At 72.8% G+C, this 26,944-nt stretch carries 17 protein-coding genes; 12 read left to right on the top strand and 5 right to left on the bottom strand.

From position 1 onward, the window contains the following. Positions 1 to 6 precede the first annotated feature (6 nt). The 4 genes from AC4BGC_RS12850 to AC4BGC_RS12865 all read left to right on the top strand — a co-directional run bounded on the left by AC4BGC_RS12850 (position 7) and on the right by AC4BGC_RS12865 (position 6,441). Positions 7 to 1,797 carry an acetyl/propionyl/methylcrotonyl-CoA carboxylase subunit alpha gene (locus AC4BGC_RS12850; protein ID WP_490556156.1) on the top strand — a complete coding sequence of 597 codons (1,791 nt, stop codon included), beginning with the start codon at positions 7 to 9 and terminating at the stop codon, positions 1,795 to 1,797. A gap of 100 nt (positions 1,798 to 1,897) precedes the next feature. Next, positions 1,898 to 4,564 carry an FAD/NAD(P)-binding protein gene (locus tag AC4BGC_RS12855; RefSeq protein ID WP_490557183.1) on the top strand — a complete coding sequence of 889 codons (2,667 nt, stop codon included), beginning with the start codon at positions 1,898 to 1,900 and terminating at the stop codon, positions 4,562 to 4,564. Positions 4,565 to 4,612: 48 nt separating this feature from the next. Then, entirely contained in the window at positions 4,613 to 4,972 is a 360-nt protein-coding gene (locus AC4BGC_RS12860) for a hypothetical protein (RefSeq protein ID WP_490556157.1), read from the top strand. 143 nt (positions 4,973 to 5,115) lie between these two features. Beyond that, positions 5,116 to 6,441, top strand: coding sequence for an HNH endonuclease signature motif containing protein (locus AC4BGC_RS12865; protein ID WP_490556158.1), 1,326 nt, complete (start codon positions 5,116 to 5,118; stop codon positions 6,439 to 6,441). On the opposite strand, the gene AC4BGC_RS12870 is transcribed toward AC4BGC_RS12865, so the two are convergent. Next, complete coding sequence (locus AC4BGC_RS12870) at positions 6,438 to 7,241, bottom strand: SDR family NAD(P)-dependent oxidoreductase (RefSeq protein ID WP_490556160.1); 804 nt, start codon at positions 7,239 to 7,241, stop codon at positions 6,438 to 6,440. The genes AC4BGC_RS12865 and AC4BGC_RS12870 overlap by 4 nt on opposite strands. 112 nt (positions 7,242 to 7,353) lie before the next feature. On the opposite strand from AC4BGC_RS12870, the gene AC4BGC_RS12875 reads away from it, so the two are divergent. The 5 genes from AC4BGC_RS12875 to AC4BGC_RS12895 are packed head-to-tail and all read left to right on the top strand — an operon-like array spanning position 7,354 to position 20,302. Beyond that, positions 7,354 to 16,440, top strand: a complete 9,087-nt coding sequence (locus tag AC4BGC_RS12875; RefSeq protein WP_490556162.1) for a fatty acid synthase subunit beta domain-containing protein — start codon at positions 7,354 to 7,356, stop codon at positions 16,438 to 16,440. Then, entirely contained in the window at positions 16,437 to 16,913 is a 477-nt protein-coding gene (gene acpS / locus AC4BGC_RS12880) for a holo-ACP synthase AcpS (RefSeq protein WP_490548040.1), read from the top strand. The genes AC4BGC_RS12875 and acpS overlap by 4 nt, the downstream gene beginning before the upstream one ends. 4 nt (positions 16,914 to 16,917) lie before the next feature. Further along, positions 16,918 to 18,945 carry a carboxyl transferase domain-containing protein gene (locus AC4BGC_RS12885; RefSeq protein ID WP_490548039.1) on the top strand — a complete coding sequence of 676 codons (2,028 nt, stop codon included), beginning with the start codon at positions 16,918 to 16,920 and terminating at the stop codon, positions 18,943 to 18,945. Between the two features lie 47 nt (positions 18,946 to 18,992). Next, positions 18,993 to 19,637: a TetR family transcriptional regulator gene (locus AC4BGC_RS12890; protein WP_490556163.1), complete on the top strand. Its 645-nt coding sequence runs from the start codon at positions 18,993 to 18,995 to the stop codon at positions 19,635 to 19,637. Then, positions 19,634 to 20,302, top strand: a complete 669-nt coding sequence (locus AC4BGC_RS12895; RefSeq protein WP_490548037.1) for a VC0807 family protein — start codon at positions 19,634 to 19,636, stop codon at positions 20,300 to 20,302. Before AC4BGC_RS12890 ends, AC4BGC_RS12895 begins: the two co-directional genes overlap by 4 nt. A 1-nt stretch (position 20,303) precedes the next feature. Here AC4BGC_RS12895 and AC4BGC_RS12900 read toward each other — a convergent pair whose 3' ends face one another. Together AC4BGC_RS12900 and AC4BGC_RS12905 are read right to left on the bottom strand one after the other, a co-directional pair. Beyond that, on the bottom strand, positions 20,304 to 20,963 hold the full coding sequence (locus AC4BGC_RS12900) for a TetR/AcrR family transcriptional regulator (protein WP_490548036.1): 660 nt from the start codon (positions 20,961 to 20,963) through the stop codon (positions 20,304 to 20,306). A 78-nt stretch (positions 20,964 to 21,041) separates the two neighbouring features. Next, a complete protein-coding gene (locus AC4BGC_RS12905) occupies positions 21,042 to 21,410 on the bottom strand; it encodes a VOC family protein (RefSeq protein WP_490556165.1) in 369 nt (122 codons plus the stop codon). A gap of 53 nt (positions 21,411 to 21,463) precedes the next feature. On the opposite strand from AC4BGC_RS12905, the gene AC4BGC_RS12910 reads away from it, so the two are divergent. Next, on the top strand, positions 21,464 to 22,315 hold the full coding sequence (locus AC4BGC_RS12910; RefSeq protein WP_490556168.1) for an AraC family transcriptional regulator: 852 nt from the start codon (positions 21,464 to 21,466) through the stop codon (positions 22,313 to 22,315). A 129-nt stretch (positions 22,316 to 22,444) separates the two neighbouring features. On the opposite strand, the gene AC4BGC_RS12915 is transcribed toward AC4BGC_RS12910, so the two are convergent. Together AC4BGC_RS12915 and AC4BGC_RS12920 are read right to left on the bottom strand one after the other, a co-directional pair. Then, on the bottom strand, positions 22,445 to 24,028 hold the full coding sequence (locus AC4BGC_RS12915; protein WP_490556169.1) for a SpoIID/LytB domain-containing protein: 1,584 nt from the start codon (positions 24,026 to 24,028) through the stop codon (positions 22,445 to 22,447). 92 nt (positions 24,029 to 24,120) lie between these two features. Then, the gene (locus tag AC4BGC_RS12920) at positions 24,121 to 25,542 is read right to left on the bottom strand and encodes an NAD(P)H-quinone dehydrogenase (RefSeq protein ID WP_490548032.1); all 1,422 of its coding nucleotides are present in this window, start codon (positions 25,540 to 25,542) and stop codon (positions 24,121 to 24,123) included. A gap of 89 nt (positions 25,543 to 25,631) precedes the next feature. On the opposite strand from AC4BGC_RS12920, the gene AC4BGC_RS12925 reads away from it, so the two are divergent. After that, entirely contained in the window at positions 25,632 to 26,087 is a 456-nt protein-coding gene (locus AC4BGC_RS12925; RefSeq protein WP_490548031.1) for a gamma-glutamylcyclotransferase family protein, read from the top strand. Positions 26,088 to 26,109: 22 nt separating this feature from the next. Continuing rightward, the gene (locus AC4BGC_RS12930; protein ID WP_490548030.1) at positions 26,110 to 26,907 is read left to right on the top strand and encodes a purine-nucleoside phosphorylase; all 798 of its coding nucleotides are present in this window, start codon (positions 26,110 to 26,112) and stop codon (positions 26,905 to 26,907) included. Positions 26,908 to 26,944: the final 37 nt, after the last annotated feature.

Here is a 26,944-nt window from a genome sequence, read left to right on the forward strand (position 1 = left end):
AGAGTCGTGCCAGACGTCAAGCCGCTGCAGAAGGTGCTGATCGCCAACCGTGGCGAGATCGCAGTCCGTGTCATCCGCGCATGCAAGGACGCCGGCATCGGCAGCGTGGCGGTGTACGCCGAGCCCGACCGCGATGCCTTGTTCGTGCGCCTCGCCGACGAGGCCCACTCCCTCGAGGGCGCCACCCCGGCGGACTCCTACCTCGACATCGCCAAGATCGTCGCCGTCGCGGAGAAGTCCGGCGCTGACTCCGTGCACCCCGGCTACGGCTTCCTCGCCGAGAACGCCGACTTCGCCCAGGCCGTGATCGACGCCGGCCTCGTCTGGATCGGCCCCACCCCGGCCGCCATCGACGCCCTCGGCGACAAGGCGAAGGCCAAGCACATCGCGGAACGGGCCAAGGCTCCCCTGGCCCCCGGCACCAAGGACGCCGTCAAGGACGCGGACGAGATCATCGCGTTCGCCGAGGAGAACGGCCTGCCGGTGGCGATCAAGGCCGTCTACGGCGGCGGTGGCCGCGGCCTCAAGGTGGCCCGCACGATCGAGGAGATCCCGGACGCCTTCGAGGCGGCCGTGCGCGAGGCCGTCGGTGCCTTCGGCCGCGGTGAGTGCCTGGTCGAGAAGTTCCTCGACAAGCCGCGCCACGTGGAGACCCAGTGCCTCGCCGACAAGCACGGCAACGTCGTGGTCGTCTCCACCCGCGACTGCTCGCTGCAGCGCCGCAACCAGAAGCTCGTCGAGGAGGCCCCCGCGCCGTTCCTCACCGACGCCCAGCTCACCGAGCTCTACGAGAGCTCCAAGGCGATCCTGCGCGAGGCGGAGTACGTCGGCGCCGGCACCTGCGAGTTCCTCGTCGCCGCCGACGGCACCATCTCCTTCCTCGAGGTGAACACCCGCCTCCAGGTCGAGCACTGCGTCTCCGAGGAGGTCACCGGCATCGACCTCGTCCGCGAGATGTTCCGGATCGCCGCCGGCGAGGAGCTCGGCTACGACGACCCGGAGATCCGCGGCCACTCCATCGAGTTCCGGATCAACGCCGAGGACGGCGGGGCCAACTTCATGCCCGCTCCCGGCACGCTGACCAAGTGGTCGCCCCCCGCCGGACCCGGCGTCCGCGTCGACGGCGGCTACGAGGAGGGCGAGACCATCCCCGGCGCCTTCGACTCCCTGATCGCCAAGCTGATCGTCACCGGCCGCGACCGCACCCAGGCACTCGAGCGGTCCCGCCGCGCGCTGGCCGAGTTCGGCGTCGACGGGATGCCGACCGTGATCCCGTTCCACGCGGCCGTGGTCTCCGACCCCGCCTTCATCGGCACGCCGGTCGAGGCGCCCGAGGACTTCAGCGTCTACACGCAGTGGATCGAGACCGACTTCGACAACCAGATCACCCCGTACGCCGGCGACTCGGCCGAGGCGCCTGAGCCCGACGAGCGCAACAAGGTGACCGTCGAGGTCGGCGGGCGCCGCCTCGAGGTGGTCCTCCCGGCCGGGCTCGCCAGCATGGGCGGGGGCGGCGGCAACGGCAACAAGAAGCCGAAGCGCGCGGGCGGCAAGAAGGCCGGCGCCGCCGTGTCCGGCGACTCCGTGACCTCCCCGATGCAGGGCACCATCGTCAAGGTCGCCGTCGAGGAGGGCGCGACCGTGGCCGAGGGCGACGTGATCGTGGTGCTCGAGGCGATGAAGATGGAGCAGCCGCTGAAGGCCCACAAGGCCGGCGTCGTGTCCGGCCTCAAGGCCGAGGTGGGCTCGGGCGTCACCAACGGCGAGGTCGTCTGCGAGATCAAGGACGCCGAGTAGCCGATCGAGTGTGACCCACCCGTCGGGCGTGGATGGTGGCCCCGGACGAATTGTTTGGTAAGTTAATGCACCAGATTACTAGACTTTACGGGTGGTGCACATGCACGAAGCTGCGCGGGGCGAAGGCGATTGCTGCGTGGTGGTGGTCGGGGCCGGTGCTGCCGGCACCCTGACCGCCTCCCACCTCCTCACCAGCCTGTCGCAGCGCTACCAGGTCGTCCTGGTGGACCCCTCCCCCACGACGGGTCGCGGCGCGGCGTACTCCACCGGCGACGACCGGCACCTGCTCAACGTCCCCGCGAGCGGGATGAGCGCGTTCCCGCGCGACCCCGAGCACTTCTTCCGCTGGGTGCGCAACCACCACGACCCCGGCGCCCAGCCGCAGGACTTCGTCCCGCGCCGGGTGTACGGCGACTACGTGGCCGGGCTGCTGAGCACGGCGGCGGAGTACCCCGGCAACGCCCGCCTGGACCGGCGTACCGACTCCGTGACCGGGCTGGACCGCCGCGGCAACGCGTTCGTGGTCCGGCTGGCCTCGGGCCAGTCGGTCGTCGCGCGTGCCGTCGTGCTCGCCACCGGCGCCACCCCGGGCACCGACTGGGCACCCGCGCAGCTGCGCGACAGCGAGCTGCTGGTCGATGACCCGTGGACCCAGGAACTGCCCGAGGGCGACCTGCTGCTGGTCGGGACCGGGCTGACCATGGTCGACGTCGCCATCGCCGCCGATGCGCCGGGACGCACGCTGCACACCGTCTCGCGCCGCGACCGGCTGCCGGCCGTGCACCGGATGCCGACCACCCCGGCGGTGCCCCCGCCTCCCGGGATCACCCGGATCGGCTCGCTCGCCGAGCTGCGCGAGGTGGTCCGCGACCACGTGGAGCGCACGGTGGAGGAGACCGGCGACTGGCGCGCGGCCCTCGACGGCCTGCGACCGGTCACCGCCCAGCTGTGGCAGGGGCTCGACGAGGAGGACAAGCGCACCTTCACCGCGCGCGACGCCCGCGAGTGGGACGTACGCCGGCACCGGATGCCCCCGGTGACCGCCGGCCGGCTCGGTGCGATCGCCGCGTCCGGGCGCCTGGTCCGGCACGCCGGAACGGTGACCGACGCCCGCCCCACGAAGTCCGGGGTCGAGGTGACCCTCAGCGACGGCCAGCGGCTCGAGGTCGCCGGGGTCGTCAACTGCACCGGCCCGGTCGGCACGGTGGCCAAGGACCCGTTGTTGGTCACGCTGGCCCGCGACGGCCTCGTCCGGCCCGGGCCGTCGGGCCTGGGCATCGACACCGCCGACGACGGCCGCATCCTCGGCGTACTTCCTCCCAGCGTGCCGTTCCACGCCCTGGGCACCCTGCGGCGCGGCAACCTGTGGGAGACCACGGCGATGCCCGAGATCCGCGAGCAGGCCTACGAGGTCGCCCGTGCGGTCGTGCGTGCACTGCAGGGCGAGACCAGCCGGCGGCCCGTCGACACCTACGGGCTCACGCTCACGACCGAAGGCGCGGCGGCCGCGGCGTACAACGACGCGCTCGGGCGGCTGCTCCGCCTCCAGGACGGCGTCGAGGCGGGCCTGGAGGCCGCCGTGGCGCTGGACCCGGGCTTCGCCCACGCCCACGCGGCCCTGGCGTTGCTGGGTCACGAGTGGGGCGCGACCGGCTCCTGGCGCGCCTCGCTGCGGGCCGCCCACATCGCCGCGGCCGACCGCGACCTCGACGACCGCGAGGTCAGCTTCCTCGACGCCGTCACCGTGCGGCTGCGCTCCGATGAGCCCACCGGCGCCGCCGCACTCCTCCGGCACATCCGGCTCTTCCCGCGCGACGCCCTCGCGGTGAGCGTCGTGGTCCCGACGGTCGCCTTCGGCGGCCTCACCTCGGGTCCCCAGACGGCCGCGCTCGTGGAGGGTCTCGGTCGCAGCTACGGCGACGACTGGTGGTACGCCGGGCAGCTCGCGTTCGTGCGCCAGGACCAGGAGCGATGGGCCGAGGCGGAGGCGCTGGCGTCGTACGCCCTGTCGGTGGAGCCGGCCTCCGGCCACGCCGCGCACGCGCAGGCCCACGTGTTCTACGAGACCGGCCGGCACACCGAGGGACTGGCCTGGCTCGACGAGTGGATCCGCACCCGAGGCCCTGAGGCCAACCACCGCTCGCACTTCTCCTGGCACGCGGCGCTGCACGAGCTGGCGCAGGGCGACCTGGCTGCGGTGCGCCGTCGCTACGAGCGCGAGCTCTCCCCGCCCCAGGTCACCGGCTCCCGGGCCCTGGTCGACAGCGGCTCGCTGCTGTGGCGCTGCCAGGTCACCGACTCCTGGCAGGGCGTGCTGCCCGGCGCCGCGGTGTGCGAGGCCGCTCCGGACGGCTGGCTGATCAGCCCTCCGACCGCGTTCGCCGCGCTGCACTCAGCACTCAGCCTCGCCTCCGCCCGGGACCAAGTCGGCCTGGCCGCCTTGCGGACCACCTCGCTCGCGCACGCCGACGCCACCTTCCGTGAGGTCGTCGCCCCCGTGTGCCGCGCACTGCAGGCGATGGTCGAGGGCGACCACGGCTCCGCGGTCGTGCATCTCGAGGCGGTCCTCCCCCGCGCCGAGGCGCTCGGCGGGAGTGCGGCCCAGCGCGACGTCCTGGAGGACACGCTGATCCACGCCCTCGTGGCCTCCGGCCAGGCCGAGCGGGCGGCAGCGGTGCTGGACCGGCGCCTGAGCCGTCGCCCGTCCCCCCTGGACGCCCGGCGCCGTACCGCCCTCGCGACTGACGTCACGAGGACCCGGGGCTAGTTCTCCGGGTTCGGGACAGGGGGGCACCACCTGCCCCACGATGGTGGCGTGCCCGACGACGACCGGCTGCCGTTCGCCCTGAACGACCACGACGTGCCGCTGCACGTCGGCAACTTCTTCTACTACGTGCGGGCTGTCCGTCGCGGTGAGACGTTCACCGGTGGCCCCAGCGGCCTGGAGGAGCTGCTGGTCCTGGTGCCGCTGTACCTGGTCTTCGGCAGGCTCATCGAGCGGTGGCAGGAGCAGCAGCCCTGGAAGGTCGGCGTGGTCCGGATCGAGGGCGACCGCTGGGGTCCGACCGGATCCGTCAAGGTCGTCCACAAGGAGCCGGGGACCGGCCTGGAGGTCCCGACTGCCCGCATCGCGGAGCTCGCCGAGCTTGTTCGCGCCGGGGAGTTCGCGGGCTGATTCGCGCGCTCGCTGGCGTGGGTCTCGGGTCGGGACGCATGGCCAGGCGTCGTTTCGCGGCTCTCGGCAGGAGCCGCGAGATAGTTCTCCACAACCTCGAACAGGTGCTCGATTGTGTCGGTGATCACACCTAGAGTTGGTTCATGGCCGGCACCAAGACCCTCTCCGCTCCAGAGGTGCTGGACGCCGTCCGCCAGGCTCGCGCCGACAAGCAGGCCGCCGAGATCCGCGAGCTGCAGCGGACCGTCGACTGGGCCCTGCTGCACCCCTGCCCCGATGACGAGTGGCCCGCGCACTGGGGCCAGGTCCCCGCCGACGGTGAGCACGTCTGCACCCTCGCCGGACCCGGCGCGCCCCTGGTCTCCGAGCTCGCCGTCGCCGGCCTGGGCGCCGCCCTGCACATCACCCTGGACGCCGCCAGGCAGCTCCTCGCCGACGCCCTCGAGCTCGCCTACCGGCTGCCGCGGCTCTGGGAGCACGTCGTCGCCGGGCGGGTCCCGGCCTGGCTCGCCCGCCAGATCTCCCGGCACACCCACGACCTCTCCGAGGAGGCGGTCGCGTTCGCGGACCGGCTGATCGCCTCGACCCCGGCGAAGGTCCACCTCGTCGACGCCGAGCAGCTGGTCGACGAGGCGCGGCTCTACTTCGACCCCGACCGCGCCGCCGACGAAGAGCAACACCGCCGCCAGGCCCGCGGGGTGCACCTCCACCGCACCGGCCGTACCTCCCCCGGCACCACCGACGTCGCGATGACTCTCGACACCCCCGACGCACTGCTGTTCGACCAGACCCTGAGCCGCATCGCCGGCGAGCTCAAGGGCCTCGGCGACACCGACCCCCTCGACGTGCGACGGGCGCGGGCGGTCGGGATCCTCGCCGATCCGCAGTACGCCCTCGACCTGCTCTCCGGGCGCGACGCCGCGCCCTCACAGGGTGGGACCGGCAACCTGGATCTCTACGTGCACCTCACCCCCGCCGACCTGATCGGCACCGGAGCCTGCACGATCGAGCACTACGGCGCCGCCACCACCCGCCTCCTCGAGGAATGGCTCGCCCGGCACGCCGACGCTGGCGGCAAGGTCGTCCTGCGGCCCGTCATCGACCTCGACGCCGGGAGCGCCGACCCCGCCGCCCGGCCGGTCGACGCACACGACCCACCCGCGGCCATGCGCGAGCTCTGCGTCCTTCGCGACGCCCACTGCGTCTTCCCCGGCTGCCGCCGCGACAGCAGGAGCTGCGACCTCGACCACATCACCGCCTACCTGTCGATGGACGACGGCGGACCACCGGGCCAGACACATCCCGGCAACCTCGCCCCACTGTGCCGGAGCCACCACCGGCTCAAGACGTTCACCGCCTGGGACTACAAGCGCCTCGACGACGGCAGCTACACCTGGACCTCGCCCACCGGCCACCAGTACGTCGTCCGGCCCGTGTCGCGGCGGCCGCCCAGCGCTTCACCCAGCTAGTCGCGCAGTCCCGGGTGGACCCTGGCGAGCACCGAGGCGAGGAGCCTCTTCGGGGCGACCGTGGAGAAGGCGGCGCCGACCTGGTTGGCGAGGCCGGGGATGATCACCAGGGTCCCGCGGTCCAGCCCCTCGACGGCGGTCTTGGCGACCTGGGTCGCCGGCACCCACATGATCGCGGGCAGGGCGCCCTCGGCCTCCCCCTCGCCGAAGCCGGCCGCCTCCCCGAACCCGGTCTCGACCGGTCCGGGGCACAGCACGCTGGCCGTGACGCCGGTGCCGCGCAGCTCGGCGTGCAGGCTGCGGGTGTAGGAGAGCACGAAGGCCTTGCCGGCGCCGTACCCCGCTTGCCCGGGAAGCGGCTGGAAGGCGGCGGTCGAGGCCACGTTGAGCACGGCCCCGCTGCCCCGCTCGACCATGGCGGGCAGGAACCGGGAACACAGGTCGGCGACCGCGGCGACGTCGACCTCGATCATCCGCAGCTCCGCCTCCGGGTCGCTGCGGTGCACCGGGCCCAGGGTGGAGAACCCCGCGTTGTTGACCAGCACCTGGGGAGTCAGACCGCGCGAGTCCAGCTCGGGGAGCAGACCGGCGCGGTCGGCACGGTCGGCGAGGTCGGCGGGTACGACGTGCGCGGTGGTGGGCAGCTCGTCGGCCAGGGCCTGCAGCCGCTCGGCCGACCGGGCCACCAGGACCAGCTCGTGACCGCGCCGGGAGAGCTCCCGGGCGATCTCGGCGCCGATCCCGCTGGAGGCTCCGGTGATCACGGCGACATGGGCGGATTTCGGGGAGGGGAGGGCCATTCCGGCAGCCTAGGACCGGCCTACTGACGGGTAGAAGAAAAGTCGAGGGAAATCTCATGAAAAACGTGAGGAGGACTTCAAGTTCAGGCGGGAAACATGATTGACTCCTCACATGACCCAGCTCCCCCCCACCACGCTGACCCAGGACCACGCCACACCCGAGCGGGGCCGCACCCTGGCCGACCGCCTGATCGAGGGCGAGGAGTTCGCGATCACCTTCGGCGGACAGGGCACCGACTGGTTCGCGACCCTGGCCGAGCTCGTCGAGGAGCACGCCGACACCTCCCGGGTGAGCACCCTGGTCGAGGAGTCCGCCGCCCGGATCGCGCCGGTGGCCGGCGAAGTCGCCGCCGCCCTCCCGCGCCCGTTCACCCCGCACACCTGGCTCGCGCAGGAGGTCACGCCCGCGACCGCGGACACCGTCAACCCTGCCCTCGGCATGCCCGGGGTGCTGCTGACCCAGCTCGCCACCCTCGACCTCCTCGCCGGGGAGGGCTTCGACCTGACCAGGGTCGCGCCCGTCGCGAGCGTCGGGCACTCGCAGGGCATCTTCGGCGTCGCGGCGCTCGCCGGCCGTCGTGAGGGCGACCGCGACAGCGACGTCGACCTGATGGCGATAGCGCGCCTGATCGGTGCCGCGGCGGCGATCGTCGGCCGCCGGGTCGGCCTGGTCCCGCACGGCGAGGACTCCCCCATGCTCGCGATCAGCGGCGCCGACCTCGACCAGGTCCGCGACCTCGTCGCCGGCGTCTCCGAGAACGGCGACGCCGCCATCGTCGCCGCGGTCAACGGGCCCCGTCGCGTCGTGGTCAGCGGCACCATCGACGCGCTGCGCCGCGTGCGCACCGCCGTCGAGAAGCGCGCCGCCGCGGAGGCGGCACAGATCGACGCCAAGACCCGTGGCGGCCGGGCGTTCGCCCCGACCCTCGAGCCGATCCGGGTGGCCCTCGGCTTCCACCACCCCGCCCTCGCTCCCGCCGTCGCGATGGCACGCGACTGGGCCCAGGCCTGCGGCCTCGACGCCGGCCTCACCGAGCACCTCGCCCGCGCGATCTGCGTGGAGACCGTCGACTGGCCGCGCGAGCTCACCGACGCCGTGGGCCCGGAGACCCGCTGGGTCGTGGACCTCGGTCCCGCCGACCTCTCCGCCAAGATGACCGCCCGCTCGCTGCGCGGGCGCGGCGTCACCGTGCTCCCGGCCGCCACGGCCGCCGGGCGCGACCAGCTGTTCACGCCGGGCGCGACCGTGCCCGAGGCGGCCGACTGGTCGGCGTACGCACCCAGGCTGATCGACCGCGGCGACGGGTCCCCCGTCGTGGACACCAAGTTCACCCGCCTCACCGGGAAGTCGCCGATCCTGCTCGCCGGGATGACCCCGACGACCGTCGACCCCGAGATCGTGGCGGCCGCCGCCAACGCCGGCCACTGGGCAGAGCTCGCCGGCGGCGGGCAGGTCACCGAGGAGATCTTCAAGGCCAACCTCGCCCGGCTCGGCGAGCTCCTCGAGGAGGGCCGCACCGCCCAGTTCAACACCCTGTTCCTGGACCCCTACCTGTGGAAGCTGCAGGTCGGTGGCCAGCGCCTGGTGCAGAAGGCCCGGCTCGCGGGCGCCCCGCTCGACGGACTGGTGATCAGCGCCGGCATCCCCGAGCTCGAGGACGCCGAGGCGATCATCGAGGACCTGCACGAGTCCGGCATCAGCCACGTCGTGTTCAAGCCGGGAACCGTCAAGCAGATCAAGCAGGTGCTGTCGATCGCGCGTGCGGTCGACACCAACGTGATCATGCACATCGAGGGCGGCGTCGCCGGGGGCCACCACTCCTGGGAGGACCTCGACGAGCTCCTGCTCGCGACCTACCCCGACCTTCGCTCGGTCGAGAACCTGGTGGTCTGCGTGGGCGGCGGCATCGGTACGCCGGACCGCGCGGTCGACTACCTCACCGGCGCCTGGGCGACCGCGCACGGCGAGGCGGCCATGCCGGTCGACGGCGTGCTGATCGGCACCGCCGCGATGGCGACCAAGGAGGCCACCACCTCGGCCTCGGTCAAGCAGCTCCTCGTCGACACCCCCGGCATCACGACCGCCGTCAACGGCGGCTGGGTCGGCGCGGGCCGCAGTGACGGCGACGTCACCTCCGGGCGCAGCCAGCTCGGTGCCGACATCCACGAGATCGACAACGCCGCCTCGCGCTGCGGCCGCGTCCTCGACGAGGTCGCCGGCGACGCCGAGGCAGCCGCCGCCCGCAAGGACGAGCTCGTTGCCGCGATGGCCCAGACCTGCAAGCCCTACTTCGGCGACGTCGCGGAGATGACCTACGAGCAGTGGCTGCGCCGCTACGTGGAGCTCTCGGGCCCGACAGGCTCGACCAGCAAGGGCTGGGTCGACGTCACGTTCCGCTCCCGCTTCGAGGCGATGCTCGACCGCGCACTGGCGCGCGTGCACCCCGCGACGGCCGGTCCCATCGACCGTCTCGACGCCGATCTCGACTCCCCCTCGGAGGCCATCGACACGCTCGTGGCCACCCACCCCGAGGCCCTCAGCTGCCGGCTCCACCCCGCCGACGTGCAGTACTTCCTCGAGATCTGCCGTCGGCCGGGCAAGCCGGTCAACTTCGTCCCCGTGATCGACGCCGACGTACGCCGTTGGTGGCGCTCGGACTCGTTGTGGCAAGCCCACGACGAGTCCTACGGGGCCGACCAGGTGATCGTCATCCCGGGCCCTGTGGCCGTGGGTGGCATCACCGTGGTGGATGAGCCGGTGGCCGACCTGCTCGACCGGTTCGAGGCAGCGATCGTCGAGGACCTCCGTGGTCACGACGTCTCCTCCCACGCTGCCGTGAGCCGGAGCACCGTGGGTTCCGGCACCACGCCCCTCGACGCCGCGTTCACCTCCCAGGACGTGGTGTGGGCCGGGCGCGTGGTGCCGAACCCGCTGCACCGCCTGAAGGGACTCCCCCAGGGGACGACCTTCGAGCTGGTGCCCGACGGTGACGACGCCGCGATGCTGCGGGTCCCCCTCTCGAAGGGTGACCTGGAGCTGCGCGTCGACCTGTCCGGGGTCTCGAGCGGGCGGCTCCCGGTGATCTCCACCGAGGCGGCCACCGAGGCGATGGGCGCCCTGCTGGCGCTGACCGCCGGCGGCACCCTGCCCGAGGTCGTCGAGGACACCGCCGTGCTGGAGGCGACCTGGACCACCGACCGCGCTGCGGACCACATCGGCGTCACCAGCCCCACCCGCACCCGCCGCGGCGACGCCGTCGCGGACCCGCAGGAGCAGTCCGTCCCCGACGCCCTGGTGGGCCTGACCTGGCCGGCCGTCTTCGCCTGCATCGGCCCCGTCGAGGGCCTCCTCGACCTGGTCCACCTCGACCACCGGATCGAGATCTCCAAGGTGCCCGCCGACGGCGACGCGCTCACCGTCACCGCACGCCGCAGCAACGTCGCGGACACCAGGGCCGGGCGCGTCATCACCGTCGACATCACGATCACCGACGCCTCCGAGCAGGACGCGACCGTGGCGACGCTGCAGGAGCGGTTCATGGTGCGCGGCCGCGTCGGCACCGCCGAGCTGACCGCCCCCCGGTCGCTGGCCACCGACGTGCAGGACACGCCGCGGGCCCGGATGGACCGGTTCAAGGTCACCGCACCCGAGCACATGGGTGCGTTCGCCGCCGTGAGCGGCGACCACAACCCGCTGCACACCGAGCCCGCCGCCGCCCGGCTCGCAGGCTTCGACGGCCCGATCGTGCACGGGATGTGGCTCTCCGCCGTGGCGCAGCGTGCTGCCGCCTCGGTGGGGGCGACCCACCACCCGCGGCCGATCCGCAGCTGGTTGACCCGCTGGGTCTCCCCGCTGCTGCCCGGCGCCGAGGTGGAGATCACCGTCGAGCGCACCGGCGTCCTCGGCGGGGACACCGCCGTCGAGGTCACCTGCCGCGCCGACGGCGAGCTGACCATGGTCGCCGAGGCACTGGTCGCGGCACCGCGTACGACGTACGCCTTCCCCGGCCAGGGGATCCAGAGCCAGGGCATGGGCCTGGAGGCACGCACCCGCTCCGCCGCGGCCCGCAAGGTCTGGGACCGCGCGGACAGCCACACCCGGGAGGCGCTCGGCTTCTCGATCCTCGCGGTCGTGCGCGACAACCCGATCGAGCTGTGGGCCGACGGCGAGCTGCACCGGCACCCCGACGGCGTGCTGTTCCTGACCCAGTTCACCCAGGTCGCGATGGCGACCCTCGCGGTGGCGCAGGTCGCCGAGATGCGTGAGGCCGGCGTCTTCGTCGAGGGTGCGATCACCTGTGGCCACTCGGTCGGCGAGTACAACGCGCTGGCCGCCGTCACCGGCATCCTCCCGCTGGAGGCGCTGCTGGAGATCGTGTTCCGCCGCGGCATGGCGATGCACCACCTGGTGCCGCGCGACGCGCAGGGCCGCAGCAACTACCGGCTCGCTGCGATCCGCCCCTCGCAGATCGACGTGGCCGACGACGACGTCTCGGCGTTCGTCTCGGAGGTCGCCGCGTCGTCGGGTGAGTTCATCCAGATCGTCAACTACAACCTGCGTGGCTCGCAGTACGCCATCGCCGGCACCGTCGCCGGCCTCGAGGCGCTCGAGGAGGTCGTCGAGGAGCGCCGCGCCCGGGTGGGCGGCAAGCCCGCGTTCATCCTGGTGCCGGGCATCGACGTGCCGTTCCACTCCTCGGAACTGCACGCCGGGGTCGAGGACTTCCGGCAGCGTCTCGACGACCTGCTGCCCGCGGTGATCGACCCGTCGCTGCTGGTGGGTCGCTACATCCCCAACCTGGTGCCGCGGCTGTTCACCCTGGACCGCGACTACGTCCAGGAGGTCGCGGACCTCGTCGACTCCCCGCTGCTGAAGCCGGTCCTCGAGGACTGGGCCACCTGGGAGGCCGACCCCGCCCGCCTCGGGCGCGCCCTGCTGATCGAGCTGCTCGCGTGGCAGTTCGCCAGCCCGGTCCGCTGGATCGAGACCCAGGACCTGCTCTTCGGCGCCCCCGAGCACGGTGGCCTCGGCATCGAGCAGTTCGTCGAGGTCGGCGTGGCCAACGCGCCCACGCTGGCCAGCCTGGCGGCACAGACGACCCGGCTCCCGTCGTACGACGGGGTCGCGCCCCGGATCGTGAACTCCTCGCGCGATGCGGCTGTGGTGTTCGCGACCGACACGCCCATGCCCGAGGAGGAGCCGGAGGAGGTCTCGACCGCCGAGGCCGCACCGGCACCGGAGAAGACCGCCGCGCCCGCCGCTCCTGCTGCACCGGTGGCCGCTGCCGGGGCGGAGCGGCCCGCGGACCTGAGCTACACGGCCGCGGACGCGACCCGGACCCTGGCCGCACTGCGGACCAAGGTGCGCCCGGACCAGATCGGTCCCGCCGACACGATCGAGGCACTGTGCGACGGCGTCTCCTCGCGCCGCAACCAGCTGCTGGTCGACCTCGGTGCCGAGCTGTCACTGGGTGCGATCGACGGCGCGGCCGAGGCGGAGTGGAAGGCACTGTCCGCGACCGTGACCAAGCTGGCCCGCACCTACTCCCCCTTCGGGCCGGTGCTCACCGAGGCCGTCAGCGAGCAGCTGCGCAAGTTCGCCGGTGCGGCCGGCAGCAAGCCCGCCGCTATCGCGGACCGGGTGCGCGAGACCTGGCAGCTCGGCCCCGGCTGGGTGGCGCACGTGTCCGCCGAGCTGGCCGCCGGCCTGCGCGACGGGGCCTCCACCCGTGGCGGGTCGCTGACCTTCTCGAACGGCTCGGGACCGATCGACCTCTCCGACCTGAACGCCGTCGTGGACCACGCGGTCCAGGCCGTCGGCCAGGCGCAGGGTGTCTCCGTGAGCATGCCCGCCGCCGCAGGTGGCGAGGGCGGCACGGTCGACTCCGCTGCGCTCGACGAGCTCAGCGGCACGATCATCGGGCACGACGGCATCCTGGCCTCCACGGCCAGGCACCTCCTCGGCAAGCTGGGGCTGGCCGAGGACGGCGTCGCCGCCGAGGAGCAGGACCTCGACGCCGAGCTCGTGCAGCTCGTCGAGTCCGAGCTGGGCACCGACTGGGCCCGCAAGGTGGCGCCGTCCTTCGACGCCAGGCGCGCGGTCCTGTTCGACGACCGCTGGGCCTCGGTGCGCGAGGACTTCGCCCGGGTGTGGGCCGGTGACGAGGACGCGTGGACGCGCAGCTTCGTCGGTCTCGACCCCGCGGCCCGGGCGCAGGCAGGCTGGTGGCTGGACCGCGCCCGTCGCGAGCAGCGCACCGACCTGGTCTCGTTCTACGGCGGCGCCATCTCGGCGGCCGACCGTGACCTGGAGTGGGCCGACGACGTCGCCGTGGTGACGGGTGCTGCTCCCGGCTCGATCGCCGGCGCCGTGGTGGCCGACCTGCTCCGCGGGGGCGCCACGGTCGTGGCGACCACCTCGCGCCTGGACAAGGACCGGCGGGAGTTCTTCCGCGGCCTCTACCGCGACCACGCCTCGAACGGCGCCGCCCTGTGGGTGCTGCCGGCCAACCTGGCGTCGTACGCCGACGTCGACGCGCTCGTGAAGTGGATCTCCTCCCCCGTGGTGGAGTCCGCCGGCGGCATGAAGACCGAGCTGCGACCGGCACTCTCCCCCACGCTGGTGTTCCCGTTCGCGGCCCCGGCCGTGCAGGGGACCGCCGCCGACGCCGGCCCCCGGGCCGAGGTCGAGTTCCGCGTCCTGCTCTGGGGCGTGGAGCGCCTGGTCACCGGCCTGGCCGCCCAGGGCGCCGAGCACAAGCTCGGCCGGAGGGTGCACGTCGTACTGCCCGGCTCGCCCAACCGTGGCCGCTTCGGCGGCGACGGCGCCTACGGCGAGGCCAAGGCCGCGTTCGACGCGTTCGTGCAGCGCTGGCAGGCCGAGCGCGACTGGTCCGCGCGGGTCTCCCTGGCCCACGCCCACATCGGCTGGGTCCGCGGCACCGGCCTGATGGGTCACAACGACCCGCTGGTCGACGCCGTGACCGAGGCAGGGGTCCGCACCTGGTCCCCGGCCGAGATGGCCGCCGAGCTGCTCGAGCTGTGCAGCGCCGAGTCCCGGCGTACGGCGTCCGAGGCACCGATCGTGGCCGACCTCACCGGCGGCCTCGGCGAGGCCGACCTCGACCTGGCCGCACTGGCCAGGGAGGCGCAGGCCGCAGCGTCGAGCCCGGCCGCCGACGAGCCCGAGGCCGAGAACGTGCTGCACGCGCTGACCCACCCCGCGGGCTACGGCGTCGTCCAGCCCACGATGGACTGGCCCGAGCTGCACACCGCCCCCGAGGACATGGTCGTGATCGTCGGCGCCGGCGAGGTCGGCCCGATGGGGTCCTCGCGCACCCGGTTCGAGCTCGAGGTCGAGGACCGCCTGTCCCCGGCCGGTGTGCTCGAGCTGGCGTGGACGACCGGGCTGATCGTCTGGGAGCACGAGCCGGTGGCCGGCTGGCACGACGTTGCGACCGGTGAGCCGCTCACCGAGGCCGAGGTCGTGGAGAAGTACGCCGAGCAGATCGAGGGCAGCGTCGGCATCCGCCGCTACCGCGACGACGGGGCGATGATCGACGGCACCGCGCCGCTGATGGTGCCGGTGTTCCTCGAGGAGGACACCTCCTTCGTGGTGCGCACCCGCGACGAGGCCGACGCGATGGTGGCGGCGTCTCCGAAGCACACCCGGATCACCCCCACCGCGGACGGCGACTGGCTGGTCACCCGACTGGCCGGCAGCGAGATCCGGGTCCCCCGCAGGTTCAAGCTCTCGCGGTTCGTGGGAGCCCAGATCCCGGACGGCTTCGACCCCAAGGTCTGGGGCCTCGGCTCGATGACCGAGTCGACCGACCGGCTGGCGGCCTGGAACCTCGTGGCCACGGTGGACGCGTTCATCTCGGCCGGCATGGAGCCTGCGGAGCTGCTGCGCCACATCCACCCGACGAGGTTCGCCAACACCCAGGGCACCGGCATCGGCGGGATGCAGTCCACCCGCAAGATGTACGTCGACGCGCTGCTCGGTGAGCAGCCGCCGAACGACGTGCTGCAGGAGGCGCTGCCGAACGTGATCGCGGCGCACACCGTGCAGTCCTACCTCGGTGGGTACGGCTCGATGGTGCACCCGGTCGCCGCGTGCGCCACCGCCGCCGTCAGCGTCGAGGAGGGTGTGGACAAGATCCGCCTCGACAAGGCCAGCGTGGTCGTCACCGGCGGCTTCGACGACCTCGGCATCGAGGGCATCCTCGGCTTCGGCAACATGAGCGCGACGGCCGACACCGCCGACATGCTCGCCCGGGGCATCGACGAGCGCCACGTCTGCCGGCCCAACGACCGTCGTCGTGGCGGGTTCGTCGAGGGCCAGGGTGGCGGCACCGTCGTTCTGGCCCGCGGTGACGTCGCGGCGGAGCTCGGGCTTCCCGTGCTCGGGGTCGTGGCGTACGCCGGTTCCTTCGCCGACGGCATCCACACCTCCATCCCCGCGCCCGGCGTCGGGGCCCTGGGAGCCGGGATCGGTGGCGCCTCCTCGCCGCTCGCCAAGGGCCTCGCCGCCCTGGGCCTGGGCGCCGACGACGTGGCCGTGGTGTCCAAGCACGACACCTCGACCGCGGCCAACGACCCCAACGAGTCGCAGCTGCACGAGCGGCTCGCCGGCGCCCTGGGGCGCACGGTGGGTGCGCCGCTGTTCGTGGTCAGCCAGAAGTCGCTGACCGGTCACGCCAAGGGCGGTGCTGCCGCCTTCCAGCTGATCGGGCTGTGCCAGATGCTGGCCGGCGGCGTGGTCCCGCCCAACCGCGGGCTGGACTGCGTCGACGAGGTCCTCTCGGAGAACGAGCACCTCGTCTGGCTGCGGCAGTCGCTGGAGACCGGCCCGATGCGGGCCGGGCTGCTGACCAGCCTCGGCTTCGGGCACGTCTCGGCGCTGGTCGCGGTGGCGCACCCCGGCGCCTTCGTGGCCGCGCTCACCCCGACGCAGCGGCAGAGCTGGCAGCAGGCGGCCACCGAGCGCCTGGTGGCCGGCGAGGCACGCAGGCTGGACGCCATGTGCGGCGGCGACCCGCTGTTCCGCAAGGCCGAGAAGCGCCGGTTCGCCGACAGCGACCTCAAGCGCACGAAGGCCGACGAGACCGCGATGCTCATCGACCCGCGTGCCCGTCTCGGGGCGGACGGCGTCTACGCCCGGGCCGATTCCCGGGCCACAACTGGGGTCCAGGCATGACGGGCGTGGCCCCGGAGATCGTGGAGGCCCTGCCGGAGACTGCCGGTGTCGGCGTCGACCTCGTCGGCGTCGAGGCGTTCGCCGAGCAGCTCGACCAGCCCGGCACCCGGTTCGCCCGCTCGTTCACCGCAGGTGAGCGGCGCGCGGCCCGGGCCGGCTCGGACGGAGACTCCTCCCCCGGCTCGTTCCGGGAGGCCGAGAGCCTCGCCGCCCGCTGGGCGGCCAAGGAGGCGGTGGTCAAGGCGTGGTCGAGCACCTGCTTCGGCCACCCCGAGGTGATCGACCCCGAGCACGTGGACCTGCGCGAGATCGAGGTCCGCACCGATGCCTGGGGCCGGCCGGCGATCCGGCTGCACGGCGCCATCGCGGAGTCGATGGCCGGCTACCGGGTGCTGGTCTCCCTCTCCCACGACCCCACCGCCGGCCCCGGCGGCACCGCCATCGCGTTCGTCGTGCTCCAGCAGGAGGGCTGAACCCATGTCCCACCACGTCACCACCACGCTGCCCGGCCTGGTCGTGCGGACCCTGGTCGCCGACGGCGAGCGGGTCCGCGAGGGCCAGGGCATCCTGATCACCGAGACGATGAAGTGCGAGCAGACGCTGGTCGCTCCCGTCGACGGCACCGTGGCGCTGTCCTGCACGGTCGGCGACGTCGTCGAGCCCGGTCACCTGGTCGCCCTGGTGACACCGGTGCGCGCCTCGAAGCCCGCTCCGGTGAACCTGCGCGGTCCCCGTCCCCTGTCCCCGCAGGCGGTCGTCGACCTCGTCTGCGGCCCGCACGCCGACCCCCGTCTCGGGCCGTCCGCGCGCAGCGGCACATTTGTGGAGTACGACCTCGCCGAGACCCCCGCGATGTTCGCCAACCCCTCTCCCGGGGACAGGCTGGTGCGCGTCGAGCCGGGTCACCAGCGGGAGTGCGGGGTGATGATCGGCGTGATGACCCACGTCGTCGACGGCCACCCCGACGGCATCTCGCGCGTGTGGATCGGCGGCGACCCCGGTCGCTCGATGGGTGCGGTCGCCGAGGCCGAGTGCCGGCGGATCCTCGCCGCCATCGACCTGGCCGAGCGGCTCGGCGTACCCCTGGAGTGGGTGGCGATCTCCGCGGGCGCCCGCATCGCCTGGGACTCCGGCACCGAGAACATGGACTGGTGCGCGGCGGTGGTCGCGCGCCTGATCACGTTCACCCAGGGTGGCGGCCAGGTCGTCGTCGTGGTGAGCGGGATCAACGTCGGCGCGCAGTCCTACTGGAACGCCGAGGCCACCATGCTCGGGCACCACAAGGGCATGCTGATCATGCTGCCCGACCAGGCGATGGTGCTCACCGGCAAGCGCGCGCTGGCCCTGTCCGGTGGCGGCACCCACGCGACCGACGCCCACATCGGCGGGTACGACGAGGTGATGGGCCCCAACGGGCAGGCCCACCACAAGGCGGCCACGATGATCGACGCCTACCGGATGGTGTTCTCCCACCACTCCCTGTGCAGCCGTCGTCGCGACGGCCAGGCCCCTGCGGTCGCGTCCAACGACCCGCTGGACCGCGACATCACCTCGGACCGCTACACCGAGACCGAGCCGTTCGAGACCATCGGCGAGGTGCTCGACAAGGTCACCCACCCGGGCCGCAAGCAGGCCTTCGCGATGCGCCTGGTGATGGGCTCGGTCGTGGACCGCGACGCCCCCGTGCTCGAGCGCTGGACCGACATGGCCGACGCACGCGGCACCATCGTGTGGGACAGCCGGATCGGTGGCTCACCGGTCTCCGTGGTCGGGATCGAGGCACGGCCGGTGAAGTCCGACACCGGCGACCACTGGCTCTCCGCCTCCACGCTGCACCCGGAGGGCTCGCGCAAGGTCGCCAAGGCGATCAACGCCGCGTCCGGCAACCGCCCGGTCGTGGTGCTCGCCTCGCTGTCGGGCTTCGACGGCAGCGCCCGTTCGATGAAGGGCCGCCAGCTCGAGTTCGGCGCGGAGATCGCCCGCGCGGTCACCAACTTCGAGGGCCCTCTGGTGGTCGTGGTCCTCGGGCGCTTCCACGGTGGGGCCTACGTGGTGTTCTCCAAGGCGCTCAACCCCGACGTGCGGATCCTCGCCCTCGACGGTGCGTTCGTCTCGGTGATCGGCGGTGACGCCGCGGCCGGCGTGGTCTTCGCCGGGGAGCTGAAGAAGCGCGAGGCCGCCGCCATGGCCGAGGACCCGTCCCAGGACCCCGTTGCCGTGCACCGCCGCGAGCGGGCCGCCCTGGCCCGGAAGTTCGACGAGGTCCACGACGTGCATCGCGCCGCGAAGGTGGGGTCGATCGACGAGGTGATCGACGTGCACGAGGTGCGCTCCAGCGTCGCCCGGCTGATCGGGGCCGGGGTCGCCGACGCACCCACCCTGACCGGGGGCTGGGTGCCGGCCAGGCAGCTGGTCCCGACCGGGCAGATCCCCGACACCGCAATCGTGACCGGGGTCGACGCCGGCTGGAACTCCGGCGTGGGCGCGGTGGTCGAGGAGCGCTGACCCCGGGGGCGTTGACTGCCGTTACTCACGCGAGTAACTTTTTACTCATGCGAGTAACAGAGTCCGGCGAGACCCGCTCCCCCGCCGCGACGGCCAGGCGGGCCCAGATCGTCGCGGCGACCATCGAGGTGATCGCCGAGCTCGGGCTCGGCCAGGCCTCGTTCAGCCGGATCGCGGACCGGGCCGGGCTCTCCAGCACCCGGCTGATCTCCTACCACTTCGCCGACAAGGACGAGCTGATCGGCGCCGTGACCCGGACGGTGCTCGAGGACATCACCGCGTACGTCGCCGGGCACATCGAGACGGCCGAGCGCGACGCAGAGGCCAGGGGGGTCCCCAACGCCACCGGCATCCTGCGCGCCTACATCACCGGCAGCGTCGAGTTCATCGCCGGCCACCGCTCCCAGATGCAGGCCCTGATGCAGATCGTGCTCTCCGGCGCTGCCGCCGGCGCAGTCCCCACCGGGGAGCAGACCAGCACCCCGCTCGAGGGGCTGCTGCGTCACGGCCAGTCGACCGGCGAGTTCCGTGACTTCGACGTGGTCCCTGTGGCCGCCGCCGTCCAGCGCTCCATCGAGGGATTCGCCTTCCTGCTCGCGGCGCAGCCCGACCTGGACCCCGACCTGCACGCGACCGAGCTGGTCGAGCTCTACGTCCGCGGGGTGCGGGGTGACGGACCGGGCGCGTCATGAGCACGCCGGCCGCGGAGCGGAGCAGCACCCGTCCGCGCTGGCTGCGTGTGCTGCTCGTGGTGCTCGACTTCGTGGTGCCGGTGGCGTTCTTCTACCTCCTGCGTGCTGCCGGGGTGAGCGCCTACCTCGCCCTGCTCGTGGGCGCGGGGGCCTCGCTGGTGAGCGCCGCGGTCAGCCTGGTCCGGGGCCGCCGGCTCAACGGCGTCGCCGCGTTCATGGCGACCATGATGCTGCTGAGCACGCTGGTGGCGCTGGTCGGCGGCAGCCCACGGTTCCTGCTGGCGCGGGAGGCGTGGCTCACCGGGGTCGCCGGGGTCTGGTTCATCGCAAGCTGCCGGATCGCACCGCGCCCGCTGGCCTACTCCTTTGCCCGCGCGGTGGGAGAAGGGCGCTTCGGCTGGCCTCCTGACTGGGAGCGCCACTGGCACCGGGCACCACGCTTCCGCCGGATGTGGCGCGTGGCCAGCCTGGCGTGGGGCGTCGGCACCCTGGCCGACGCGGCGCTGCGGTGGGTGATGGCGTACTCGCTCCCGATCGACCTCGTCCCCGTGCTGACCCAGGTCCTGCTCGTGGCCACGGCCGTCGTGCTGTTCGTCGGGACGAACGTCTACTACGTCGTCTCGGGCGCGATGAACCCTCGCTCCCGGCTCTACGAACCGGCCTGAGTCAGCTGGTCGAGAGCTTCTTCTTCGCAGCCTCGGCCTCGGCGGCCATCAGGTAGCCGGTCAGCATCGTCTTGAGCTGGACCACCGCGTCGGGGTGCGACTGCCCGTCGCGGATCGAGAAGTTCAGCATCGAGTAGGTGACGTGCACGAGCACCTCCGCGATCACCTGACGGTCGGCGATCTTGGAGCCCGGCGTGAGCGGGGCGAGCAGTCGGGTGACGTGCGCCGCGAGCTCGCGCTCGTGCTCGGCGGCGATCGCCCGGGTCGGCGGGGTGGCCTGCATCGCCAGCCAGACCGCGCGCCGCGACGGGTCCGTGCGCCACAGCAGGGCGAGGTGGTCGAGCAGCCGCTCCAGCAGCTGCGCCCAGTCCAGGCTGGGGATCTCGGCCGCGAACGCCTCCAGCTCGGCCTGCACGTTGGCGGTGTCGAGGCGGTCGAGCTCGCAGATGATGGCGTACTTGTTGCCGAAGAACTGGTAGAGCGTCCCGATCGGCACGCCTGCCCGCAGCGCCACCTGCTCGGAGGTGAACGACTCGAACCCGACCTCGACCAGCAGCGCCCGCGCGGCCCGCAGGATGTCGTGGAAGCGCCGGCGGCTGCGTTCCTGCGACGGTCGACGGCGCGGCAGGAACTCCGCGGGGTCGTGCGCCTGGGTGGTCATGACCTTCAGGTTACTTCGAAGTAGGCCCTGGAGGCGGGACTTTAGGCGCCACGCACGCCCTTCGAGACGGCTGCGCCGCTACCCCCAGTTCTCGGCCTTCGTCAGGCAGAACGGGTGGCCCGACGGGTCGAGCAGCACGCGCCAGGTCTCCCCCGGCTGCGGGTCGGCGAGTGTGGCGCCGAGCTCGACGGCGGCCCGCTCGGCCTCGTCGAGGTCGTCGACGGCCAGGTCGAGGTGGAACTGCTTGCTGCCGTTCTCGTTGGGCCAGCCGGGGGCGGCGTACCCCTCGACGCGGCCGAAGCCGAGGGCCAGGTCGGGGCCGGTGAGCATCGCGTACTCCTTCTCCGCGTGCTTCACCTCCCAGCCGAGCAGGCCGGACCAGAACCGGGCGCTTTCCTCGGGATCGGCGCAATCGAGAGTCATCATGGCCAGCCGTGCGGCGCTCATCGGGAGTCTCCTTCGTCTCGGGTGTGTCCCTGCAGCCTCCTAGGATCCGAGGGGTGCGCGATAGGAGAAAGGCGACAGGCCCCGCCCCGACGGCGACCACCGCGGGGGTGCTGCGCCCCGACCAGTTCGCCCGACACGCGCACCTCGAGCGCGCCGTCTGTGCCCCCGACCTGGCGCCCTGGGTGGAGAACTACTGGTCGCTGCGCTGGGAGCTGCCGCCCGGCACCTCCTACCTGAGCTCCACGCTCCCCCACCCTGCCTGCAACCTGAGCGTCGAGCGCGGCGACCGGCGCGCGGAGGTCGGGGAGGAACCCGTGGTGGTCACCGGGGTGGTGACCCGGCGCTTCGACGTGACGATCCGCGACCAGGGCTGGGTGTACGCCGCCAAGTTCCGCCCCGGCGGGCTGGCCGCCCTCACCGGCAGGCCGGCGCGGCCGCTGCGCGACGCCACTGTGCCGGCGCATGATGTCCTCGACCCCACGATCACCGCGCCGCTCGCCGGCCTCGGGCCCGACCACTCGGGCGAGGAATGCCGCCACACCTTCGACGAGGTCCTCAGCCGCATCGCCACGACGCCCTCTCCGGAGTATCAGCTCCTTCTCGACGTGATCACGGCGATGCTCGAGGACCGCTCCCTGATCCGCGTCGCCCAGGTCGAGCAGCGTTGCGGCGTGGGCACGCGCTCCCTGCAACGACTCTTCGAGCGCTACGTCGGCGTCAGCCCCAAGTGGGTCCTGTCCCGCTACCGGATGCACGACGTGGTCACCGCGCTCGACGCCGGGTACGCCGACTCCCTGGCCGACCTCGCCGCCACCTACGGGTGGTTCGACCAGGCCCACTTCACCCGCGAGTTCACCGAACTCGTCGGCGTGCCCCCTGGGGCGTATGTACGACGGGAGGGGTAGGGGTGACTGGAGGGTTTGTCATCTGACCCTGATGGCGCTTCCCGCGTAAGCATCGCCGCGGATCTGCCGACGAGCCGCATCGAGACTCAGCCGTGCGCCAGCCCCGCGACGTCACGCGCGCCGCCCCCGCTACCGAGTGAGGACCACCCGCACTTTCCCCTTGCCGTTCTTCTTCACCGACATCACGGCGCGCTCGAAGCGGACCTGGAGGCGCTTGCCGACCCGCTGCTGGGATGTGACCGGGAAGCCGAGGCGGGCGGGACCGCCGCGGCGGGCGTAGACCTTGACGAACTTGCCTCGCAGCTCGCGGGCGGCCACGCCGTTCCTGGCGTAGATGCGGCCCTTCTTGAAGTTCCGGGCGCGGCCGCCGGGCACGGCGTACTCCGGGCCCTTCGGCTTGCCGAGCACCGAGCGGTTGCCGCCGAGGGCGCGCCAGCGCTTCGTGATCGCGGACTCCGGAGCGGGCGTGACCGCTCGCGGCGGCGTCACCGCTCGCGGCGGGGTGACCGAACCGGTCGCACCGGAGCCGAACCGGAACCAGTGCGAGCGCAGACCGAACTTCGAGCGGAAGGTGGTCCCGCTGAGGGTGACGTTGCTCTTGCTGCCGTCGAGGACCAACTGCTCCACCCGGCCGGCCCAGTCGCCGTTGCCGTCGCGGCGGGTGACCTTGATCCGCTGCAGGGTGCCCACCCCCGGATAGGCCTTCTGGATCGCCGCGCGGGTCAGCGACTTGGTCCAGGTGTGCACCGGGTTGCCGCTGTGTCCGTCGTAGGGGTCGGCCTTGGCGACGAGGTACGGCATGTTCCCGGCGGCGAGCCAGCCGCCGCTGCTGGAGCCGAACTGCGTGAACGCGGGCTTGCCTTGGTGGGCGAGGATCTGGCCGGCGGTCGCGGCGACGGCGGCGTTGCCGCGCGCGTCCTCGGCGGCCAGTCCGCCGTACACCTGGCAGGAGGTGGTGTCGCAGGTCTGGTAGTGCCGGTTCAGGTTGTCGGCCCGGTCGCGGGCGGCGTACGTGCGCGCGGCGACGGCCTGCGCCTGCACGGCCGCGGGCGCCCAAGAGGTGGGCATCTCGCGCGGGACCACGCCGCGCACGTAGTCCTCCAGGCTGACCACGTTGACCGTGTCGGAGCGGCTCAGTCGCAGGGTGCCGCGGTAGGTGCGGGTGGTGCCGGCGACCCGGAGCGTGAGGGCGGCGGGGCCGTGGAACTCGGCCTCACCCTTCAGCGTGCGGTGCGCGCGCCAGGCGCCGTTGTCGTAGTCCAGCACGGTGTTGGCGCCGACCGTGCGGAGCCGCCAGGTCTTGAGGCCGGCGATCGCGGGCAGCGCGTACGACGTGCCGCTGGCCACCTCGCGGACCGCGAGCCTGGCGGCGGGGAGCACCCGGACGTCGTTGTCGGTGTCGGCGGAGATGAGCGCGCGGATCGTCCCGCCAGCCGTCGCGGGCGTGGTCCCCGGGTAGTAGAACGCGAGGATCCGGCGGTGATCGAGCCCCTGCTTGGCGGCCCCCTGGGCGCCGTACTGCGACATCCCGCGGCCGTGGCCGAAGCCGTGACCGGTCACCGACACTTTGCCGTTCGCCGGGACCTGGTAGCTCTCGGAGACCGCGCGAGCCGCCGCGTGGGCAGGGCTCGGAGCGAGGGCGCCGGCCGCCGCCGTGGCGAGCACCACGACTCCTGCGGCCGTGACCCGGAAGCGGTGTGCAATGGAAGACATCGTGACCCCGGTGACCCGTCGAGAACAGGAACCCGGTCAGTATCACCGCTTCTTGCGCGGCATTTGTCCGCTTTTGGAAAACCCGGTGAGGATCAGACGGGCGAGTGGTGCAGCCTTCGCGCGGCCTCGGCGACCGAGCCGCTCATCGAGGGGTAGACGGTGAAGGCGTGCGCCAGCTGGTCCACGGTCAACGACTCCGCGACCGCGATCGAGATCGGGTGGATCAGCTCGCTGGCCCGCGGCCCCACCACCACCCCGCCGACGACGATCCCGGTGTCAGGCCGGCTGAACAGCTTCACGAAGCCGTCGTGCACGCCCTGCATCTTGGCCCGGGGGTTGCCGGCGAGGTCGAGGCGCACGCACTCGGCCTGGATCTCCCCCTCGTCGACGGCCTTCTGCGACCAGCCGACGGTGGCGATCTCGGGGGCGGTGAACACGTTGGAGGAGACCTGCTTGAGCTCGATCGGGGTGACCGCGTCGCCGAGAACGTGCCGCATCGCGATCCGGCCCTGCATCGCCGCGACACTGGCCAACATCAGCACGCCGGTGCAGTCGCCGGCGGCGTACACCCCGCGCGCGGTGGTGCGCGAGACGCGGTCGACCATCACGAAGCCGCCGTCGTCGACCCGTACGCCGGCCTCCTCCAGGCCCAGGTCGTCGGTCTTGGGGATCGAGCCGAGCGCCAGCAGGCAGTGGGACCCGGTCACGGTGCGCCCGTCGGTCAGCTTCACCGTGACCTCGTCGCCCTCGCGGGTCACCGACTCCATCCGCGACCTGGAGAGGACCTGCATGCCGCGCCTGGTCAGCACGTCCTCGAGGACGGTCGCCGCGTCGGCGTCCTCCCCGGGCAGCACCCGGTCGCGCGAGGAGACCAGGACGACCTCGATGCCGAGAGCCATGTAGGCGCTGGCGAACTCCGCCCCGGTGACCCCCGAGCCGACCACGATCAGCTTCGAGGGGGTCTCGGTGAGGTCGTAGACCTGCTCCCAGGTGAGGATCCGCTCCCCGTCGGGCTGGGCGGTCGGCAGCGTCCGCGGGGCCGCGCCGGTCGCGAGCAGCACGGCGTCGGCCTCGAGGGTCTCGGTGCCGCCGTCGGGCAGCTCGACCTCGACGGTGGAGGGACCGCGGAGCCGGCCGCGGCCGACCAGCACCTTGACGTCCTCGCGCTCGAGGCGCCGGCCGATGTCGGCCGACTGGTCGCCGGCGAGCCGGAGCACCCGCTTGTTGACCCGGGCGAGGTCGACGACCACCTGGTGCGCGGCGTCGCCCTGCCGGTCCTCGAAGCTGACGCCGAGCTCGGGGGCGCCGGCGAGGTCGGTCATCAGCTCGGCGGTGGCGATCAGCGTCTTGCTCGGGACGCAGTCGGTGATCACCGCCGAGCCGCCCAGCCCGTCGCTGTCGACCACGGTGACCTCGGCCCCGAGCTGCGCCGCGACCAGCGCCGCCTCGTAGCCGCCCGGTCCGCCGCCGATGATCACGACGCGGTTCGCCTGCCCGAAGTGAGGTGTCGTCACCACCTCATTGTGTCGCATGTCCGCCCGTCCGGTGGCGCCCCTTAGTCTTGCCGGGTGACACGCCGCTGTCTGATCCCGCAAGGAGCTCGATGACCCTGTACGCCGCCTACGGGACCAACCTCGATCCCGCGCGGATGGGCGAGCGGTGCCCGCACTCCCCGTTGCGCGGCACCGGCTGGCTGATCGGGTGGCGTCTCACCTTCGGCGGCGAGGAGCACGGCTGGGACGGCGCGCTCACCACGATCGTCCAGGATCCCTTCGAGCAGGTCTTCGTGGCGATCTACGACGTCACCGACGAGGACGTGCACGCGCTCGACGGCTGGGAGTCCGCGGACACCGGCCTCTACCGCAAGACCAAGGTGCGGGTCTCCACGATGGACCAGGAGGTCGTCGTCTGGGTCTACGTGCTCGACGCGTTCGAGGGCGGCCTCCCCTCGGCCACCTACCTCGGCACCCTCGCCGACGCGGCCGAGGCCGCCGACGCCCCCGCCGACTACGTCAGCGCCCTGCGCTCCCGCCCCTGCCGCTCCAACTTCGGCGGCTGAGCCACCAACTAGGCTCCGTGTCGTGACCCAGACCTACACCGAAGCCGCTGAGGAAGCCGCCCGCGTGCTCGCCGAGAAGACCGGCGTCGCGCGGCACGACGTCGCCCTGGTGATGGGGTCGGGATGGCTGCCCGCGGTCGACGCACTGGGTGAGTCCACCGCGGAGATCAGCTCCACCGACCTGCCCGGGTTCGCGCCGCCGGCGGTGGCCGGGCATGCCGGCAAGATCCGCTCGGTGCGCTCCGGGGACCGCAACCTCCTGGTGTTCCTGGGGCGGACCCACTTCTACGAGGGGCTCGGCGTGCGCCCGGTCGTCCACGGCGTACGCACCGCTGCGGCGGCCGGCTGCCACACGGTCGTGCTCACCAACGGCTGCGGCGGGCTCGACGAGCGCTGGTCCCCCGGCACGCCCGTGCTGATCTCGGACCACATCAACCTCACCGCGACCTCGCCGATCGAGGGTGCGAACTTCGTCGACCTCACCGACCTCTACAGCGCGCGCCTGCGCGAGCTGTGCCGCGAGGCCGAGCCGACCCTCGACGAGGGCGTCTACGTGCAGCTCCCCGGCCCGCACTACGAAACCCCGGCGGAGATCGGGATGATCCGCGCCATCGGCGGCACCCTGGTCGGGATGAGTACGACGCTCGAGGCGATCGCTGCCCGGGAGGCCGGGATGGAGGTGCTCGGCATCAGCCTGGTCACCAACCTGGCCGCCGGTATCACCGGGGAGCCGCTCAACCACGCCGAGGTGCTCGAGGCCGGCCGGTCCGCCGCGACCCGGATGGGCGACCTGCTGGGCGGCATCGTCCCCCGCATCTGAGCCGCACCCTGGCCCACCTGTCTAGCCGTGCACCGCG

Source organism: Nocardioides sp. Z38_18 (assembly GCF_058215695.1).

What these genes read in the sequence shown, in the direction of transcription:
- AC4BGC_RS12855 (WP_490557183.1), top strand. Translation starts at nt 1,898, where the DNA reads ATGCACGAAGCTGCGCGGGGCGAAGGCGATTGCTGCGTGGTGGTGGTC.
- AC4BGC_RS12865 (WP_490556158.1), top strand. Translation starts at nt 5,116, where the DNA reads ATGGCCGGCACCAAGACCCTCTCCGCTCCAGAGGTGCTGGACGCCGTC.
- AC4BGC_RS12870 (WP_490556160.1), bottom strand. Translation starts at nt 7,241, where the DNA reads ATGGCCCTCCCCTCCCCGAAATCCGCCCATGTCGCCGTGATCACCGGA.
- AC4BGC_RS12875 (WP_490556162.1), top strand. Translation starts at nt 7,354, where the DNA reads ATGACCCAGCTCCCCCCCACCACGCTGACCCAGGACCACGCCACACCC.
- acpS (WP_490548040.1), top strand. Translation starts at nt 16,437, where the DNA reads ATGACGGGCGTGGCCCCGGAGATCGTGGAGGCCCTGCCGGAGACTGCC.
- AC4BGC_RS12885 (WP_490548039.1), top strand. Translation starts at nt 16,918, where the DNA reads ATGTCCCACCACGTCACCACCACGCTGCCCGGCCTGGTCGTGCGGACC.
- AC4BGC_RS12890 (WP_490556163.1), top strand. Translation starts at nt 18,993, where the DNA reads ATGCGAGTAACAGAGTCCGGCGAGACCCGCTCCCCCGCCGCGACGGCC.
- AC4BGC_RS12895 (WP_490548037.1), top strand. Translation starts at nt 19,634, where the DNA reads ATGAGCACGCCGGCCGCGGAGCGGAGCAGCACCCGTCCGCGCTGGCTG.
- AC4BGC_RS12900 (WP_490548036.1), bottom strand. Translation starts at nt 20,963, where the DNA reads ATGACCACCCAGGCGCACGACCCCGCGGAGTTCCTGCCGCGCCGTCGA.
- AC4BGC_RS12905 (WP_490556165.1), bottom strand. Translation starts at nt 21,410, where the DNA reads ATGAGCGCCGCACGGCTGGCCATGATGACTCTCGATTGCGCCGATCCC.
- AC4BGC_RS12915 (WP_490556169.1), bottom strand. Translation starts at nt 24,028, where the DNA reads ATGTCTTCCATTGCACACCGCTTCCGGGTCACGGCCGCAGGAGTCGTG.
- AC4BGC_RS12925 (WP_490548031.1), top strand. Translation starts at nt 25,632, where the DNA reads ATGACCCTGTACGCCGCCTACGGGACCAACCTCGATCCCGCGCGGATG.